General features: G+C 54.9%; 15 protein-coding genes and 1 pseudogene. 6 read left to right on the top strand and 10 right to left on the bottom strand.

What is annotated here, in order from left to right; all coding sequences use genetic code 11:
* Positions 1–73 precede the first annotated feature (73 nt).
* Both cls and LCM21_RS10475 read left to right on the top strand, forming a co-directional pair.
* Complete coding sequence (cls, locus tag LCM21_RS10470) at positions 74–1,321, top strand: cardiolipin synthase (protein WP_224890568.1); 1,248 nt, start codon at positions 74–76, stop codon at positions 1,319–1,321.
* Between the two features lie 310 nt (positions 1,322–1,631).
* Positions 1,632–3,176 (top strand): phospholipase D family protein, encoded by a 1,545-nt coding sequence (locus LCM21_RS10475; protein WP_224890569.1) that lies wholly within the window; start codon positions 1,632–1,634, stop codon positions 3,174–3,176.
* Positions 3,177–3,398: 222 nt separating this feature from the next.
* Here LCM21_RS10475 and LCM21_RS10480 read toward each other — a convergent pair.
* Positions 3,399–4,042: pseudogene (locus LCM21_RS10480) on the bottom strand (IS6 family transposase).
* 128 nt (positions 4,043–4,170) lie between these two features.
* Here LCM21_RS10480 and LCM21_RS10485 point away from each other — a divergent pair.
* The 3 genes from LCM21_RS10485 (at position 4,171) to LCM21_RS10495 (ending at position 6,359) form a co-directional block, all read left to right on the top strand.
* Positions 4,171–4,398, top strand: a complete 228-nt coding sequence (locus LCM21_RS10485) for a hypothetical protein (RefSeq protein ID WP_224890570.1) — start codon at positions 4,171–4,173, stop codon at positions 4,396–4,398.
* Positions 4,399–4,596: 198 nt separating this feature from the next.
* The gene (locus tag LCM21_RS10490; RefSeq protein ID WP_224890571.1) at positions 4,597–5,451 is read left to right on the top strand and encodes a CE1 family esterase; all 855 of its coding nucleotides are present in this window, start codon (positions 4,597–4,599) and stop codon (positions 5,449–5,451) included.
* Positions 5,452–5,537: 86 nt separating this feature from the next.
* Positions 5,538–6,359 carry a class I SAM-dependent methyltransferase gene (locus LCM21_RS10495; RefSeq protein WP_224890572.1) on the top strand — a complete coding sequence of 274 codons (822 nt, stop codon included), beginning with the start codon at positions 5,538–5,540 and terminating at the stop codon, positions 6,357–6,359.
* A gap of 343 nt (positions 6,360–6,702) precedes the next feature.
* Here LCM21_RS10495 and LCM21_RS10500 read toward each other — a convergent pair whose 3' ends face one another.
* Positions 6,703–7,590 (bottom strand): LysR family transcriptional regulator, encoded by an 888-nt coding sequence (locus LCM21_RS10500; protein WP_224890573.1) that lies wholly within the window; start codon positions 7,588–7,590, stop codon positions 6,703–6,705.
* Positions 7,591–7,687: 97 nt separating this feature from the next.
* Between LCM21_RS10500 and LCM21_RS10505 the strand changes: the two genes are divergently transcribed.
* Positions 7,688–7,909 (top strand): hypothetical protein, encoded by a 222-nt coding sequence (locus tag LCM21_RS10505; protein ID WP_224890574.1) that lies wholly within the window; start codon positions 7,688–7,690, stop codon positions 7,907–7,909.
* A gap of 417 nt (positions 7,910–8,326) precedes the next feature.
* On the opposite strand, the gene LCM21_RS10510 is transcribed toward LCM21_RS10505, so the two are convergent.
* The 8 genes from LCM21_RS10510 to LCM21_RS10545 all read right to left on the bottom strand — a co-directional run bounded on the left by LCM21_RS10510 (position 8,327) and on the right by LCM21_RS10545 (position 15,707).
* A complete protein-coding gene (locus LCM21_RS10510; RefSeq protein WP_224890575.1) occupies positions 8,327–8,629 on the bottom strand; it encodes an SH3 domain-containing protein in 303 nt (100 codons plus the stop codon).
* Positions 8,630–8,866: 237 nt separating this feature from the next.
* Positions 8,867–9,079, bottom strand: a complete 213-nt coding sequence (locus tag LCM21_RS20855; RefSeq protein ID WP_224890576.1) for a DUF3955 domain-containing protein — start codon at positions 9,077–9,079, stop codon at positions 8,867–8,869.
* Entirely contained in the window at positions 9,076–9,333 is a 258-nt protein-coding gene (locus tag LCM21_RS10520; protein WP_224890577.1) for a hypothetical protein, read from the bottom strand. Before LCM21_RS10520 ends, LCM21_RS20855 begins: the two co-directional genes overlap by 4 nt.
* A gap of 33 nt (positions 9,334–9,366) precedes the next feature.
* Positions 9,367–10,326, bottom strand: coding sequence for an SH3 domain-containing protein (locus tag LCM21_RS10525; RefSeq protein WP_224890578.1), 960 nt, complete (start codon positions 10,324–10,326; stop codon positions 9,367–9,369).
* A gap of 16 nt (positions 10,327–10,342) precedes the next feature.
* Positions 10,343–12,940 (bottom strand): alpha/beta fold hydrolase, encoded by a 2,598-nt coding sequence (locus LCM21_RS10530; RefSeq protein ID WP_224890579.1) that lies wholly within the window; start codon positions 12,938–12,940, stop codon positions 10,343–10,345.
* A gap of 69 nt (positions 12,941–13,009) precedes the next feature.
* Positions 13,010–13,366, bottom strand: a complete 357-nt coding sequence (locus LCM21_RS10535) for a hypothetical protein (protein WP_224890580.1) — start codon at positions 13,364–13,366, stop codon at positions 13,010–13,012.
* A gap of 476 nt (positions 13,367–13,842) precedes the next feature.
* Positions 13,843–15,048 (bottom strand): MFS transporter, encoded by a 1,206-nt coding sequence (locus tag LCM21_RS10540; RefSeq protein ID WP_224890581.1) that lies wholly within the window; start codon positions 15,046–15,048, stop codon positions 13,843–13,845.
* Positions 15,049–15,299: 251 nt separating this feature from the next.
* Entirely contained in the window at positions 15,300–15,707 is a 408-nt protein-coding gene (locus LCM21_RS10545; protein ID WP_224890582.1) for a (R)-mandelonitrile lyase, read from the bottom strand.
* Between the last annotated feature and the right edge of the window lie 174 nt (positions 15,708–15,881).

Here is a 15,881-nt window from a genome sequence, read left to right on the forward strand (position 1 = left end):
GTATTGCATGTGAAACAGACGCACTTTCGGTTAGCATCCATCTGAAATCAATATTGGTCTTTTCGGCACGCTAATGACATTAACTTTCGTCGCTCTGTTTCTTGCACAAGTCGTGACCTCAGTTCGTGTTTTGACGCGGCCAAATCGGGAAACAACCTCGCGGATCGCTTGGGTTGCTTTCGTTTTCGCGTTCCCATTGATTGGAATTGGAGCATACTTTCTTCTGGGCGAGACAAGCATTGGTCGCCGGCGGTTCGCTCGCAAAACCGCCGCGCTGCGCAAACTTCAAAACATCGTTGAACAAGCCGGTCCTGTATCCCAACCGGGCCTTGAGGAGTTGCCCGAGCGGTTTCGAGCGGTTTTCCAATTTGCACAAACCGTAACGCTCCTACCGGTGACAGGTGGAAACACAGCAGAGCTCCTTTCAGACTCAGAGGCGGTGACAAACGCGATGATTGCCGACATCGATGAAGCGACAGATCATGTGCACTTGCTCTTTTACATTTGGCTGACTGACACCACCGGACTTCGCGTCGTCGAGGCACTCAAACGCGCGGCTCGGCGTGGCGTGACCTGCCGCGCTATAGCCGATGACCTAGGATCTCGCGCGCTGATCAAAAGTGATGCCTGGCGTGAGATGGAGGTTGCCGGAGTTCACCTGGCGCGCGCGCTTAAAGTGGACAATCCGGTCTTTCATTTTTTCGACGGGCGGCTCGACCTCCGAAATCACCGCAAGATCGTGGTGGTAGACAACCGTGTGACTTATTGCGGCAGCCAAAATTGTGCTGATGCCAGTTTTTCACCGAAACCAAAATTCGCACCTTGGGTCGACTTGATGATGCGGTTCGAGGGGGCTGTGGTCGAGCAGAACCAGTTACTCTTTGCTTCTGATTGGATGACCTATTCCGACGAGGACATTGGTCCGGTCCTTGGTGCACGAATACCTCACCCCAAAGAGGGTTTCCCAGCCCAGGTCATAGCAACCGGCCCGACGGGAAGGCACTCGGCCATGCCAGATGTGTTTTGCAGTCTGATTTATGCCGCGATGAAAGAGCTGACAATTACCACTCCCTATTTCGCGCCAAACGAGGCGATTTTGACAGCGCTGCGCACGGCCGGGAACAGGGGGGTGCGATGCACCCTTGTGTTGCCGGCCAGAAATGACAATTTTCTGGTCGCGCATGCCGGACGTAGCCATTACGCCTCTCTGCTCGAAGCTGGTGTGCGCATAATGGAATACCCAATCGGTTTGCTGCACGCAAAATCGCTGGTCATTGACGGACAGCTCACGTTGATCGGTTCGGCCAACATGGACCGGTGAAGCTTTGATCTCAATTACGAGAACAATATCTTGTTTTCCGACTAAGCGATGAGCAACGAAGTATTGGAGCGACAGCAATCTTACATCAGCGCCAGCGAAGAAGTTCACCTCGAGGACGTGTTGGGCTGGTCCCTGCCGAGACGCCTCTTAAATAACACGATGGCGCTGTTCAGCCCCATCCTCTGAAAGCCTTGGCAGCCGGGCCTCCATCAAAAAAAGCGTTGCTCCTTTCTCCCGGTGGACCAGGGCAGAGGCCCGCACTAACATCCAAACGGACCAGGAAACTCCGACAACGCCAGGAGCCGACGATATGCGTTTTCTCAGATTTATCCTAGCATTCGGGATACTCATCGCGATTACGATATTTGCTCTGCGATTGTTGTTTCCACTGCCCGATCAAGTGGACCGCATCGACAGCGCGCGCATTCCTGCCACAGCCGAGACCAAGCTCGGAGCGGCTACATTATCAGCCATGGCGTCGCATCCCGGAAAAAGCGGGACATCGTCTTTGGCCGACGGTCGCGAGGCCTATGCGGCCCGCGTTCTGCTTGCCCGCGCAGCAGAGCAGAGTATCGATTTGCAATATTACATCTGGCAGACAGACACCACGGGCTGGATACTGCTCGACGAGGTACGCAAGGCCGCCGAACGTGGTGTTCGTGTGCGCTTGCTCTTGGATGACAACGGAATTCCGGGCCTGGATGAGGAGCTTTCCGCGCTCAACGCCTTGCCAAATGTCGAAATACGGCTCTTCAACCCCTTCACACTTCGGAGCCCGAAACTGCTGTCTTACCTCTTCGACTTTCCGCGCCTGAACCGCCGGATGCACAACAAGTCGATGACGGTGGACGGAGCCGCTACGGTTCTGGGCGGTCGCAACATCGGAAACATCTATTTCGATTATGGCAGCGGTGTGCACTATTTCGACGCCGATGTTCTGGCGATCGGGCCGGTTGTCGAAGATGTCTCGGAAGACTTTGATCGCTACTGGGCGAGCGCTTCCGCCTATCCCGCTGAATTGATACTCGAAAATGCTCCTGACGGTTTCGCCAGCCTTACCAATAACACGGAGGAGGCTTGGGCGAGTGCCTTCGCTTCGGAATATATCGAGGTGATCAAGAATACGCCTCTGGTACAGAAGATTGAAAGCGGCACGCTCGAATTGGAGTGGGGCAAAGTGGAATTCTTCAGCGACGATCCGGCCAAAGGTCTCGGCAAGGCAGATCAGGACGATCTGCTGCTTGCCCGGGTCATCGAGATTGCACAGCCACAGAAGTCGTTCGACCTTGTGTCGGCGTATTTCATTCCGGGCGAACTTGGCACGGATATTCTGACCGAGTTTTCGACAGATGGAATCAAGACACGGACTGTCACAAACGCTCTTTCCGCGACCGACGTCCCGCCGGTGCACAGCGCCTATATGAAATACCGCCTTGCTCTGGTGGAAGCCGGCGTCGAGGTTCTGGAACTGCGGCAACAGGCCGAGCGTCCGAAGGAGCGAAACCTTTCGAGTATGATCGTCGGCTCGGCATCCAGCCTGCATGCCAAGACCTTTGCTGTCGATGGCGAGAAAATATTTGTGGGTTCATTCAACTTTGATCCGCGATCGGCGCAGTTGAATACCGAGATGGGAGTTCTGATACCGAGCGCACGGATGGCACAAGGCTTGGCTGCTGTGCTTGATGAAGCAAGTCAATTCTATCGCGTGCAGCGATCTGAAGGTGGAGATCTGGTCTGGACCGAGACGGCAGTTGATGGACGCGAAATAATATTGACCGAAGAGCCTGAAACTGGCGTCGTCCAACGCTGGATCGTCTGGTTTATCAGCTGGCTTCCCGTGGAATGGATGCTTTGATTCCCCACTCCCATCAACCGGATTCACCTGAAGGTATGGCAACAGAAATAAGATCGTTCTGAGGAGCAACCAAAAACATGATGTCTACCATCGGCCGACCAGCGACCTTGTCGCCACGGGTGATCCTTGCCGGTGCATTTCTTTTCAATTGCGCCCTTCTTTCATAGCCGGTGCTGTCAGACAAATTCGAACCAGTCTCAGCTAGGCCAGTAGCGCTGCCCTTTATGCCGCACCGAGTTCGCGCCACTCTGCGAGAGCGGCGGTGCGTATTAGCTTGAAGGTGTCTCTGCTGGCGAGCGATCTTTCCTGGTTGAAGTGGTTGTAGACGGAGGAGTGGACGGAAGCGAATTTCTGTAAACTTCGCATGCGCCTGAAACGTTGCATTGCACGTTCTCGTCGTCGGAAAGGGAGGTGTGAGTTCTCGACGCGGTTGTTGAGCCACCTGCCCGTCTGTTGTTTTTCGATAGCACCAAGCTCTCTGAGAGCGGCTCTGTAAGAGGCGAAGCGATCCGTGACGACGGCTTCCGCTTTGCCGTGCGGCTCCATCAATTTCTTGAGGAATTTCAATGCCGCCTGCTTGTTTCGACGTTTGGTGACAACGGTTTCCAATACCTCGCCTTCATGATCAACGGCCCGCCAAAGATAATGCGGCTTGCCATTCACCTTCACGAAAACCTCGTCCACATGCCACTTCCATTTGGAGAACGCGCGCAGCTGCTGAACACGATTCCGTCTGATCTCAGCAGCAAACGCCGGGCCAAACCTGTTCCACCAATAGCGGATAGTTCTCGGCTCGCTTCGATGCCTCGCTCGTGCAGCAGATCTTCGACATTCCGAAGCGAGAGCGGAAACCGAACACACAGCATCACCGCAAGGCGGATGATCTAAGAACTGGTTTTAAAGTATTTGAAAGAGGCGGGTCTGGTCATGAGCAAAAGCTAAGCAACACCCCTGCCCCACTCAAGAAACATTCTTCTGACAAGACTATAAATGGTTGTGCCGAACACTGCCGCAGCGTCTGCATGGCGCCGGTTTCGAGATTGCACGTCGGGATGCTCATCCCTACCTCGCCGAAGTAGAGGCTGCGTATTTTCTGACGCTGGTCACCCGTGGCGCAGACTTCATGCTAAACGACGGGCTGATCAGCAAAGAAGGGTCAGAGGCGTTGAAAAGTGAAGCAAAGTCGCGGATCAAAAACGGCAGCTTCTTTGGTTTCATCTAGTTCAATTCAGTGATTGCCCGCCGCCCCGAGTAACCTGATATAGTAACAGCCGTTTGCGACCGCTTCTGACTAAGATTGGTCACTCGTTGCCAACGAAATATGCGGCAGGGGTGTTCCAAGACACTTGGGCCGGTACCTTCGGATATGCGTAACGCTGTGTTATGATTTGTATAGTCTAACGACAGAGGTAAACGTTTGATGCGACACGAAACACGAAATCGCATTCTGGCGCTCGGTTTGGCCGTTGCTCTCATTGCTACAAGACCAGACACTGCCCTCGCCTCTGATGGAGAGTGTGGCTCGCCAGATGCACCTTGCACACTGGAAGGCGGTGAATACTACGTGGCCCTGCCAGAGGCTCCGGATGACCCGCCTGCCGTAATTTGGTTGCACGGTTATGGACTGTCTGGCAAGGCGATGATCCAGAATGCCGCCTATGTCGACCCTTTCATCCGGCGCGGCTACGCTGTGATTATGCCAAGCGGGCAGCCGGGGATTATTGCCAAAGACCTCGATTGGGGCGTGGCCGACGGCTATGATTGGGCGCGCGATGATGTCGCTTTCCTCAGCGCGGTGCGCACCGACGCTGTGGAGCGCTTCGGTATAGACCCGTCGAGAATACTGATCGCAGGTTTCTCCCGCGGTGGCTCAATGGTCTGGGACCTCGCGTACCATGCGCCAGAGTTGGCGAGCGGTTTTGCTGCGGCGGCTGGGGCATTTTGGGAGCCCATGACCACTGAGTGCGATGCGCCAGTTCACCTGTTTCACATACACGGTTTCAAAGACAGAATGGTGCCGTTCGAAGGCCGACAACTGACATGGGAGGGTGTCGATTTTCACCAGGGTAACGTCATGAAGGGCTTGGACGTCTGGCGCCGAGAGAACGCCTGCTTGGGTAGCGCGGAAAACAGCTTTGGCGACGATGGTTCGATGCAGAAGGATTGGATGGACTGTGAGGCCGGCTCGATTCGGCTGAAAGTCACCAAAAGCGGACACGGCGTTCCGGAGGGCTGGCGGGACGCGGTGCTAGACTGGTTCGAAGCTCTACCTTGAGCACTTGAGTGCCTGCCGACCCTCCGCGAATTTTGATCTGATGGACATTCAGTAGCACTCAACATGATTGGTAAAAAGGGCTGAGAATGAGAGAGCAAGTTTCCAACCACTATGGTCGCAGCCGCAGACTGATCGACCAGATAGCTGATAGCCTGAAGGCCGCGGGCATTGACCCGAAGAAACTGCGCGCCGCAGACTTCGAAGCAATCGATGAATTCCATTTCCGAGGCAGACAGGCGACTTTACAGTTATTGGAGAAACTGGAGTTAGCAACAGGCGCGAATGTACTTGATATTGGTAGTGGACTGGGTGGGGTCACCAGAACAATTGCGGAAGAATCCAGCGCTAAGGTTACAGGCATAGATCTGACGCAAGAGCTTTGCGACGCAGCCGAAATCATTTCAGATTGGGTCGGTCTTAGTGAACAAACCACGTTTATTCAGGGGGATGCCACAAAGCTCCCATTTTTGGACAGCAGTTTTGATGGTGCGGTAACTGTCCATGTTGCGATGAACATCCCGGACAAGCTTTCGGTGTACAAAGAGGCCCGTCGCGTCTTGAAGCCGGGAACACGATTTGGAATTTATGACATTCTACAGGGCGAAGGAGGTGACGTCGTTTATCCGACACCTTGGGCTATGAACGCTTCGATCAGTTATCTCGCGACCCCGAAAGAAATGGCCAGTTTTTTGCAAGACGCTGGTTTTACGATATTGGACGAAGAGGATTCTACGACTGAAAGCCATGAGTGGCTTAAGGCGAGAGTTTCGAAGCCCAAGTCTGATAACTCCATGCCGGTTACAACACAGATTCTGTTTGGGAACGTCGCCAGTAATATGGTTCAGAACCAACTTCTGGCGCTGGATGAGCGTCGTATATTGACTTACCGCTTCATTTGCATGGCCTGAAAATGAGATTGACGGGCGCTCGGCTCGGTTTCTTTACTGGATCGGTAATCTCGGATCTGGCTGAGACAAGCTTGCGTGATTAGCGCCGGCAGGCATCAGGCCCACGAAATGAAAGTTCCAAGCTTGTTGATTGAACAATCGCCTATGCCTCAAATGCAGCGTCCATCTTCTTCCAAATGTGACTAACACTTGCCTAGTCTCTTCCGAAGCTACGGCCAACTCTTTTGCCGTCGGCGAGTCGAAGACTACATTGAGCATTTCGTCCAAGATTCCGAAGAGTTTTCCACCGCTGTTACGCGCAAGAGAGCTTGCCCGCATGCCCTCAGTCCTTTTGCCTTAACCATTACTTGTAGATTGCCGCGTAGCGAGGTGCGAAGAACTTAACGAATGCTCTAACCTCTGGCCGACGATAGGCTTCCGGCGAAATGAGCATTAGGTGCGGCACCGCGAGTTCGGGGATTTCATCGAAGCACCGGATAAAGGACATGTCTGTTTCAACCAGCTTCACATTGCTGATCCCAAGACCTTGGCCTGATCTGATGGCGGCGTGCATAAGCTCCAGTTCAGTGAAAGACATGACGATCTGGTCCGGCTCCACGTGATTGGTCAACCATTCGTGGAATACATTCGGTACATCGTCCCGCTGAAAGGTAACAAACTGATGCCCGGCCAGATCATGCGTTGACCCCGGTAAGCCAAACTTGTCCGCGTAGTTTCTGCTGCCGAACAAAGACCAGCGGGCCGTGCTGATCTTCCGGCAGATCAGGTCAGGATCAGGATCGGTTCTTGCGAGGCGCAAAGCAATGTCGGCCTCCCCAGCCATCAGGTCCAGTGCCCGAACGCTGGATAAAAACTCGAAGGCGACATCCTGATTGTCGGCGGAAAACTCGTTTACGATTTCAATCATGCGTGCAGAGAAGTTTGCCGAATAAGCGGTGATACGGATGGGTTGTATCGACGTCAATTTCTTCGCGCATTCGGCAAATTCAAGGACTGAAGCCTCGATTGCTTCGGCGAGGGGAACGAGGCGAAGGGCTTCTGGGGTCGGTTTGAACCCGTGCGTACCGCGCTCAAACAGCGTCAAGCCTGTTTCGCTTTCGAGAACATCAATGCGTCGGGCAACCGTTGGTTGGGAGACCTTTAGCTTTCTAGAGGCCGCAAGCGTCGATCCTTCTCTGAAGACAGAAAGGAACACACGAATATCCGACCAGTTTCGGAACCCGTTCTTCATTTTTGTAGAACAGCACAATTTTGTGGCAGGTACCAGAAAAACGGGTGAACAGTTACTGTTGTTGCGACAGCGCAAGTAACTCGGAAAGGACCACGAGATGGCTTCCCATTCAATGTCACCCAGCATCTGGACCGTATTTGGTGGACTGTTCGGTTGGACCAAGAAAGCCTTCCCCGAAACCCGGAACCTGCGGCCTGCAGACAACGATTTTCACGCGGAACGCGACTATATTAATGACGTGATCTGGAGCAATCCGGACGCGTTTTCGAGTGAACTGGACGTTCAGAACATGATGAGTCTGTATCCAGGAAGGTTCTGAAGACACTTGGTGACAATCGGCCGAACGAACCCTTCAATGCGACCCACGAGGGCGACGGTTCATTTAGAAGCTCACTGATTTCGAAGAAGAAAATTCTCGGGACAACTTCATAAGCTGTGTTATCGGCACCACCAAGCGTTTGCCTGGCCATAATGCGACATGTTCGTCGATTGGTGAAAGCTATTTCTTTGGTGCCTTTCTTGAAAATTTGCAAAGTCAGCTTTCTGCGCTGTACTGACATTTGTGCCGAACGCAGCATCGGTCACTTTGGGCTCGGAGCGGACTTTCGCTGCCATTCGGTTGAATGGCTACTATAGTGCAATATTAGCCGAAGCTAAGACGACATCTTAACCAACTCAATTTTGGTTCTTCTGAAAAAATCTGGGCATCTAAGATGGTACCGCAACAAAGCTATACTTATAGCTTTCGCAAATATGCCCAAGAGACAAATCCCTTTAGACCGCGCGCACGTTGCAAGGACACGCGGCACCAACGGGTACCGCCGGTCTGCTCGCAACTGTGAACTCTTAAAGCGGTTCCATTTGGAAGGCCCACTATCACGTTGAACCCTATTCCCGGTCCTGCACGCAATTTCAGCATGTCTCCGTCTTCAACGCCAAAAACCTCGTATTTTCCGAGAGAAGCTGCCGTTGCGGATTTAGATAAGACAATGGTGCCTAAGAAAAATGCCGCTAAGGGCAAGAAGATTGCACTTCGCATAACGTTAACCTGCCTGTTTCCTCAACTGCAATCTTAGCGCCTCTGATCAACAAGCGTAACTCCCTGGCCAGAGAATGCGCACGTTTAAACCGACCATTGAACTAAAATTCTTAAGTAAGTTGAAGGTCAGGTTTGGGCTCGATTCAGACTTTCAGAGAGTTCCCCAATATGTCTGCTTCGTGGACGAAGCCGCCACAAGAGCATTACACAAAGCAAAATACAAACCTCAGCCGAGCGTCACTTGCGACGTTCGCACATCAGAAGAACAATCGAAGCGATGAACGCAAGCAGGGCAATTCCTATCAAAAACACGCCCAATGGTAGGAGAAAGCTCTCTCGTAGCACCCCGTCGTCCGATACGCCACTGACGAGCTTCCGCTCCGCCGTGAGGCTTGCCGCCCCAAGAACGGCCGCCAGCCATGCTAACAATGCAAATCGCCTTACTGTCATTGAAATACGCCGGTGAAGTGGCCTTGTGCATCGAACTGGCAGCGAAAGGCGCGCGCGGGTTGATTTTTGACACGGCCGGTGACGACATAAAGATTACCAAGATTCAGAGGACTGTCGGTTTCGACGCCGGTCACGGAAGTCTGGAAATGCCCTGCAGTTGCTCCGAGGAAGTAGAGCTGCATCCCGTTCAGGGGCGTCGCAATTGCTCCGTAGGACGCCGTTGAAAGCCCCTGTTCACGACGGTACCGCGTCACCGCATCTTCGGAGAGCCCACGCTGGTCCCTTGATCAGGCACTGCCAGCAGCAGTGACGCGCCCGCTTGGACTGTAGAAGATCTGGCAGCCGGCGAAGCGACCATCCGCGGCTTCGACTTGGCACCAGCGCGGCGAGCGTTGGACGCAGCCCATGTTGCGCAGGGGATAACCGTTCGGCACGCGTGCAACCTCGGGGTTCGATGTCGAAGGACCGCTGCGTACATTAAGCGTATCTCCGCGCGACACGCCGGTCACAGACCACCAATCAGGTCCGCCGCTCAACCCTTCTGCAAAGTCAGTTGCAGGCTGAGCCGAAGCAGCAGCCGGACCCGCCAATTCCGCCATAAACCGTCCAGCGACCCAGCCAACAAAACGGCCCTGAGAATCCTCACCACGGCACCGGGGGGCGCTGGTCTGCGTGCAGCTCATTTTGCTTATGACAAAGCACTCCGGCACTGTGGTTACGACGCTGTTCGCCGTTGAAGGTCCGGAGCGCACGTTAAGACGATTGGACACACCCGTGACCACCCACCAGTCGAGCCCGCCGTTGAGACTGACTGCAATGTCTTGCGCAGGGGCAACTGCCCCTCCGATAATGACCGACAAGCGGTACTCAGCGGTTTCATTGCGCCGCGCGGCATTTCGATTGAGGAACACCTGGATGGTGTAGGTACCATTCTCCGACAAAATGCCGAGATAACTAGTGCCGCTAACGGACCCGATAAACATGGCGGTGCTTTGGTCCGGCACATCGTCGGGCGCGAAGATGTCGAAGTAGAAGGAGGAATTCGACGTCGCAAGGTCCACTCGCATCTGCTTTCCCGCGCTTGCGCCAAGCCGGTAGTGCACCTCTTCGCTGCCGACGAAACGACCGAGAATGTCCGCGCCGCTGCTGCCGCGGGTGAATTGCAAGCCGACTGTTCGCGATTGCGCTTTAACCGCTGTTGCGAGAAAAACCGCAAAAAGTGTTGTGATGAAGCGGGTGAGTTTCATTGTGTTTTCCTCAGGTTCACCCGGAAGCAATGCAGGTCATTTCAGACCCTTCGGTCCAAACGAAGGTTGCCTCTTCCCCTTTCGTCCAGAAGTAGCGCCCGAAGGAGGCTTCGTAGCGGGTACCGGAGGCGGTCGGCACGAGGCTCCCCGTGTCGATGCTGTCGCCGTACTCCAGCCGAATGCTCGGGCGTTCGGTGTTGAAGAAATAGGCGGTCACCTCGTTTGCAGGATTGCCATCGCAGGCGTAGCTGGCAACCGAGGTGGGCTCTTCCAACAGCCACTCGGCGACCAGCTCGCCTTCGCGGCGCAGGTAGGCGTCCTCGACGCAGCCACGCAGGTTGTCGGCCTTCCAGCACTCATCTCGGCCCAAGATCCAGCCGCGCTGGTAGGCGCGCAGGGTCGCCGCCGCCTCGTCTGCTCCGGCGTCGAGACCTTCCGCGCGGGCCAAAGCCGCCGCGAAACGTGCATCGAGCCGAAGGTCCAGCACTGCGAGGTCGACGTCAGCGCAAATTAGCTTTTCCGCACTGGACTGCGCGGCGGTGCAGTCAAAGGAGGGTGAGAGGCCTGCTTCTTCCGTCTCGGCGGTCGGCTCGCTGTCGTCCGCCGTGGCAGGTACGATCGCATCTTGCGGCGCATTAGTCGCCGTTGCCGTGACCCACGGCGCAACATAGAAACGCGGGGTTACGCCGGTCGTGCATGTTCCCGACGCAAACTTGCGGGATGGGTCTGCGACAAAACTCTCGGCAATGTCGCGCGCGCATTGCGAATAGATGATTGCGCCATGCCCCGCCTCGGGGATGATGAAGGCCTGCGCGTCGCTCAGACCGCGCGTAGCCTCTATGGCCCAGTGTTGCGAGGTTTGCGTGTCCCATGTGCTGCCGAGGCTCAAGGTAGGAATGTCGCTTTCCACCAGCTCGTGCCAATTCGCGCGTTGAAATTGGTCGAACAAGGGACAGGCCGCGAGAAACAACAGGCCGGCGCCGCTGTCCCACGTGGCGCTCAGTTGTGGGTAGTCGAGCGCGGCGGTCGTCTGCTGGTAGCCTTTTATGGAGTTGAACGGAATGTCTTCCTGGCAGGCATATATCCACAAATCCGTTGTGGTCACGAACTTGAAGGTTGTTGTATCGACGGACCGACCTGCTGCCTCAAAGAAACTTGCGATTTCCGCATCACTCATGGCACCTGCAAGCGCGATCAGGCGGTCCGCTGTGCCACCCTCGTAGTGACCATCAATGAAGTTGACCAGCGCGTCGCGCGTCTGGTCCCCGCCAATCAGCACAGCAAAGTCCACAGCAAAGGCTGATAGCAGCGTGCTGTCCCCCAAGATCCCGCCGCTTGCGCGCGATAGCTCCCGGTCGAGCAGCCCAGCAAGCGGCGTGTACTCGCGCTCGCGCGTCAGCGCATCCCGCAACGCTTTGATAGTGATCTCCAGCTCATGGTTCGTGTCGCGGATGCGTTCAGCTTCGGAGATCGCCAACTCCAGCAGTGTCTTGCTTTCCGGGTCTGTGACACGTGCCGTTCGGCGCAGGTCCGCAACCGGGTCGCTTTTCAAAACGTATTTCGCATCGATCACCAAATCGAGTGTGGGCGTTGCGATGTTCGGATCATCCACCAGACGAGCAAACTCGTAAATCATCGCTGGCATGTAGGGTGTGATTGAAGGCGCACCGATGTGGCTACCATCCGCACGCTGCGCAAACATGTCCAGTACGACCTCAGGCCCAAACGTCAGACCGCTGGGTCCGTGCATCAAACGCCCGTCAACGGCGGCGTCCAGCGTATCCGTCAGGACTTGCCCGAGGTTTGGATAGGATGTGTTGCACAGGCTGTCGCTCGCACAATCCTCGACCAGCCTTACAATACTATCGTTCATTGGCACAGCAAGCGTATCATAGAGTGGTAGCAAAGGGGGCGCGACACCGTCCAGAATGACAGATCTGACACCATCGGGAGCAGTTCGCATGACTTCCAGCGTCAGCTTGGAGCCATACGAAATACCGAGAATGTTGTAGGTTTCATAGCCCAGCGTCGACATCACCAGTGGCACGTCGCGCGCATTCTGGCGCGTGTTGTAGTGCTGCAGAGTGATTTCTGCATTCTTCAGTTCTTCAATGCAAGCAGCGATCGTTTCACCGCCTGCGCTGATGGTGACGATCTCGGAAATATTCTCGTTCATCACGCTCGAGCAGGCGGCTTCGCCAGTGGACAGCCCTGCGGCCCGCTGGTCGAAGGTGATCACGTCACGGGCTTGTCGCCATCCATCGAAGACCTGCGCCAGCCCTTTCAACCCGTTCATGTTGCCCGATCCGGGGCCGCCATGAAGGTAAAGAAAGGGGTCCGGCTCCGGAACTTCTGAATGCGACTTTAACACCGTGAAGAGAAGATCAATTCGCTTTTCGCCGGGGTTATCGTGATCTTCCGGCACGCTGACGGTGCCGCAAAGGATAGTTTGCCCCTCGATCTCGTCGATGCCAATGGGCTGCGGACAGGGTGCGAGCGCCACCGGTGCCGACGGGTCATGACCGCCCGACCCAACGGCCGCAAAATAATCGACAGGTTCAACTGGTTCGCCCGACAGGGCAGTCAATACGGCGATGACTTCGGCGAAATCCATGACTTACTCCTGACGCAAAAAGCAATTTTTTAACTGCGCAGTCAGGCCGCACAGTCGATATTTGAAATTTTATAGAGAACCCTCGTTTGTCGTAGACATAATCCCGGCAGTTGTGCCGTTGGAATAGCCGATGCAACTCCATGTTCCGGTCGTTCCGACACGTAGTGATACCTGCGTTCCGGCTTCGGAAAATGAACTACTGATTACTGAGACATCATTGTTGCCAGTGGTTGCTGCGACATCACGGATGCATGCATCGCGCGCTGTTTGCTCTTCCGGTCCGGCAACTTGATCTGCGGCAGGTGCAGCCACAGATACCGGCTCGTTTGTCTCAAGACAGCCCGACAGGCCGATTGCCGAAAATGCGATGAAAAAATTTCTGATAGCTGGCATAAAAAGCCTTTCTGCATTGATATTATTGTTCACAATAAAATCAGGCTACGTTTGCAACCGAGACGACTGCAAGAAAATTCCATCTTACGGAAAACTAACGGTCTCCATTTCAGATGTTCCGAAAGGCAAGAATTGTCTGAAAAGCGCTCAGGTTAACCTTGCGGTGACGCGGTTAGTTGCCCGATCCCGGACGTAAGGAAGCGTTGGCTTCGTGGGCAGCTGTTTTGTTGTGTTGTGCCCGCAGCGAAAGCCCGGTGCCCGCCGTCCGTTGCAGATGCTGCGCGTCGCGCCAGCGACTCGAAAGGGCTCGGTTCAGTCATCGAAGTGATTTTGTCAGGTGACTGGTCAGAACCGTAAAGCCGACGTTCAGGACAAAACTTTGAAGATCCGACTGTGGCTCACTGCTTCTCGCACCAAGCTGACGGTAGTGGAAACTAGAGCAATCACCGTGTTGCGGGACAAACCCGCCATGTCTCGCCGAAGCAAACTTGTTCTGAAATGATTGACCTTCAAACGGATGCATGCCCCCGCAATCGGATCACCAGCGGCATCATCAGCAAAACCAGTGCGGCCGCGAAAAGGAACGGTGCACCCGGGAAGTAAAAACCTGTCGCATCAACGGATTTCTGAAACAATCCGGTCATCACCAAGGGAGATAAAACTGCAGCAACGGATGACAGCGACGCAATAACGCCCTGCACGACGCCCTGCCGATCTTCATTTACTTGGTTCGATGCCATCGCTGTCATCAACGCTGGTACAAGGTCAGACAACGCCGCAAGAACAAGGAAGATGATCAGGGCCACAATCGAACTGGTGAAGCCAAAGCCGATCATCCCGATCAGCGCCGAAATCATGCCTAACATCAGCGTGCGGAAATCTCCGATCCACCTGATAAAAATGGGCATTAACCCCCCTTGGACCAAAGCTAGCAGCACGCCGTAGGCCGCAAGCGACAGTCCGATATAGAGTGTCGGCCAGTCGAATACTTCGCGCGTCCAGAACGCCCAAAGCGTTGGGTAGACCATATTGGCAAACTCAAAGATAAAAATGCAAAGCAGGGGCACAGCTAGGCCTGGTAAGCGGAAAGCATCAAAAATCGACTTGAATGGGTTGAGGTCGCGTTTTCCAAAAGCGCGGCGTTTGTCCGGCGTCAGGCTTTCTGGTAGCACGAAATAACCGAACAAGGCGTTGCTTGCCGATAGAACCGCCGCAATCCAAAACGGTGCCGCGATGCTGATTTCTGCCGCGATGCCACCCACAGCTGGTCCCAGTACAAAGCCGATCCCGAATGCCGCGCCGATAAGGCCAAAATTCGCCGCCTTTTCCTGAGGAGAAGATATGTCGGCAATATAAGCCGTCGCAGTGATATAGGTCGCCCCTGCAAGGCCTGCGAAGGTCCGCCCGAGAAGAAGAAGCCAAAAACTGTCCGCCATAGCCATGATCACATAATCCAGTGCCAGCATGACAAGTGCCGTGATCAGTATTGGCCTGCGGCCAACTGCATCTGAAATGCTGCCGACAATGGGGCCACACAGGAACAACGCCCCTGCGTAGGCAGCCATCAGCAAACCACCCCAGAGCGCACCGTGCCCTGTATCAACCGCGCCAACCCGGTTCATCAAATCAGGCATAATCGGGAACACTATACCGATGCCGATGGCGTCGATCAGCAGTGTAATTAGAATGAAGACAATAGCTCGGTTCTTGAACATACCGCCCTATCGAACGGGAACACCGGCAAAGCAAGCCAAAAGAGTTTTCTATGCGAATTGTGGGCCCACCAAAAGAACTGCAAAGGAGTGAGCCGCTGCTTTGGGTTAAGTGCGGTCATCCGATGATCTTTCGTGAGCGTCTTCGATGCGCTCGAAGCTGACACCCGACAGATTTGACGGAACAGCTGCCAGCCTATTTTAGAGAAAAGGGAATTTCGTATGAACAGATGGATTTTTTGGGCTCGCGCGCTTCATTCTGCGCGCGCTGCTATGTAATCCTCGTCTGAGACATGCTCCATCCAATCCGCAGTCTTGCCCTCGACAGACGTCTGCACAGCCAGATGGGTCATCGCGCAGTCTGGTGACGCGCCGTGCCAATGCCGCTCTCCTGGCGCGAACCACACCGTATCGCCAGGGCGCAACACCTGCACTGGCTGCCCCTCTGACCCAGCCAAGCCCAAGCCCGACAAAACATGCAGCGTTTGACCGGCAGGGTGCGTGTGCCAAGCTGTCCGTGCGCCGGGCTCAAAAGTCACCGTAAGGATCTTGACCGGCGAGGGATCATTCCCTGTCACAACGGGATCAAAGCGGACCGTACCGGTGAAATACTCATTGCCGGGAAATTGAGAAGGCCGGTCCCCGGCGCGGTGAATTTCCATGATGTGCTCCCTCGTTGCGTTGCACTTGGGGACTTAGCAGATTTCCGATTTCAACCCCAGAGGCGCGCCGGGTCGACGCGGTCACCTGAGCGCCACCGTCGGATGTCCACAAAGCGACGGGAGCCAGTCATTGATTTGAACAGGACTTACGTCGGAGGTGCGGACTAAGCAACC

It is taken from the genome of Ruegeria profundi, from assembly GCF_020171505.1.
Taxonomy (GTDB): domain Bacteria; phylum Pseudomonadota; class Alphaproteobacteria; order Rhodobacterales; family Rhodobacteraceae; genus Ruegeria; species Ruegeria profundi.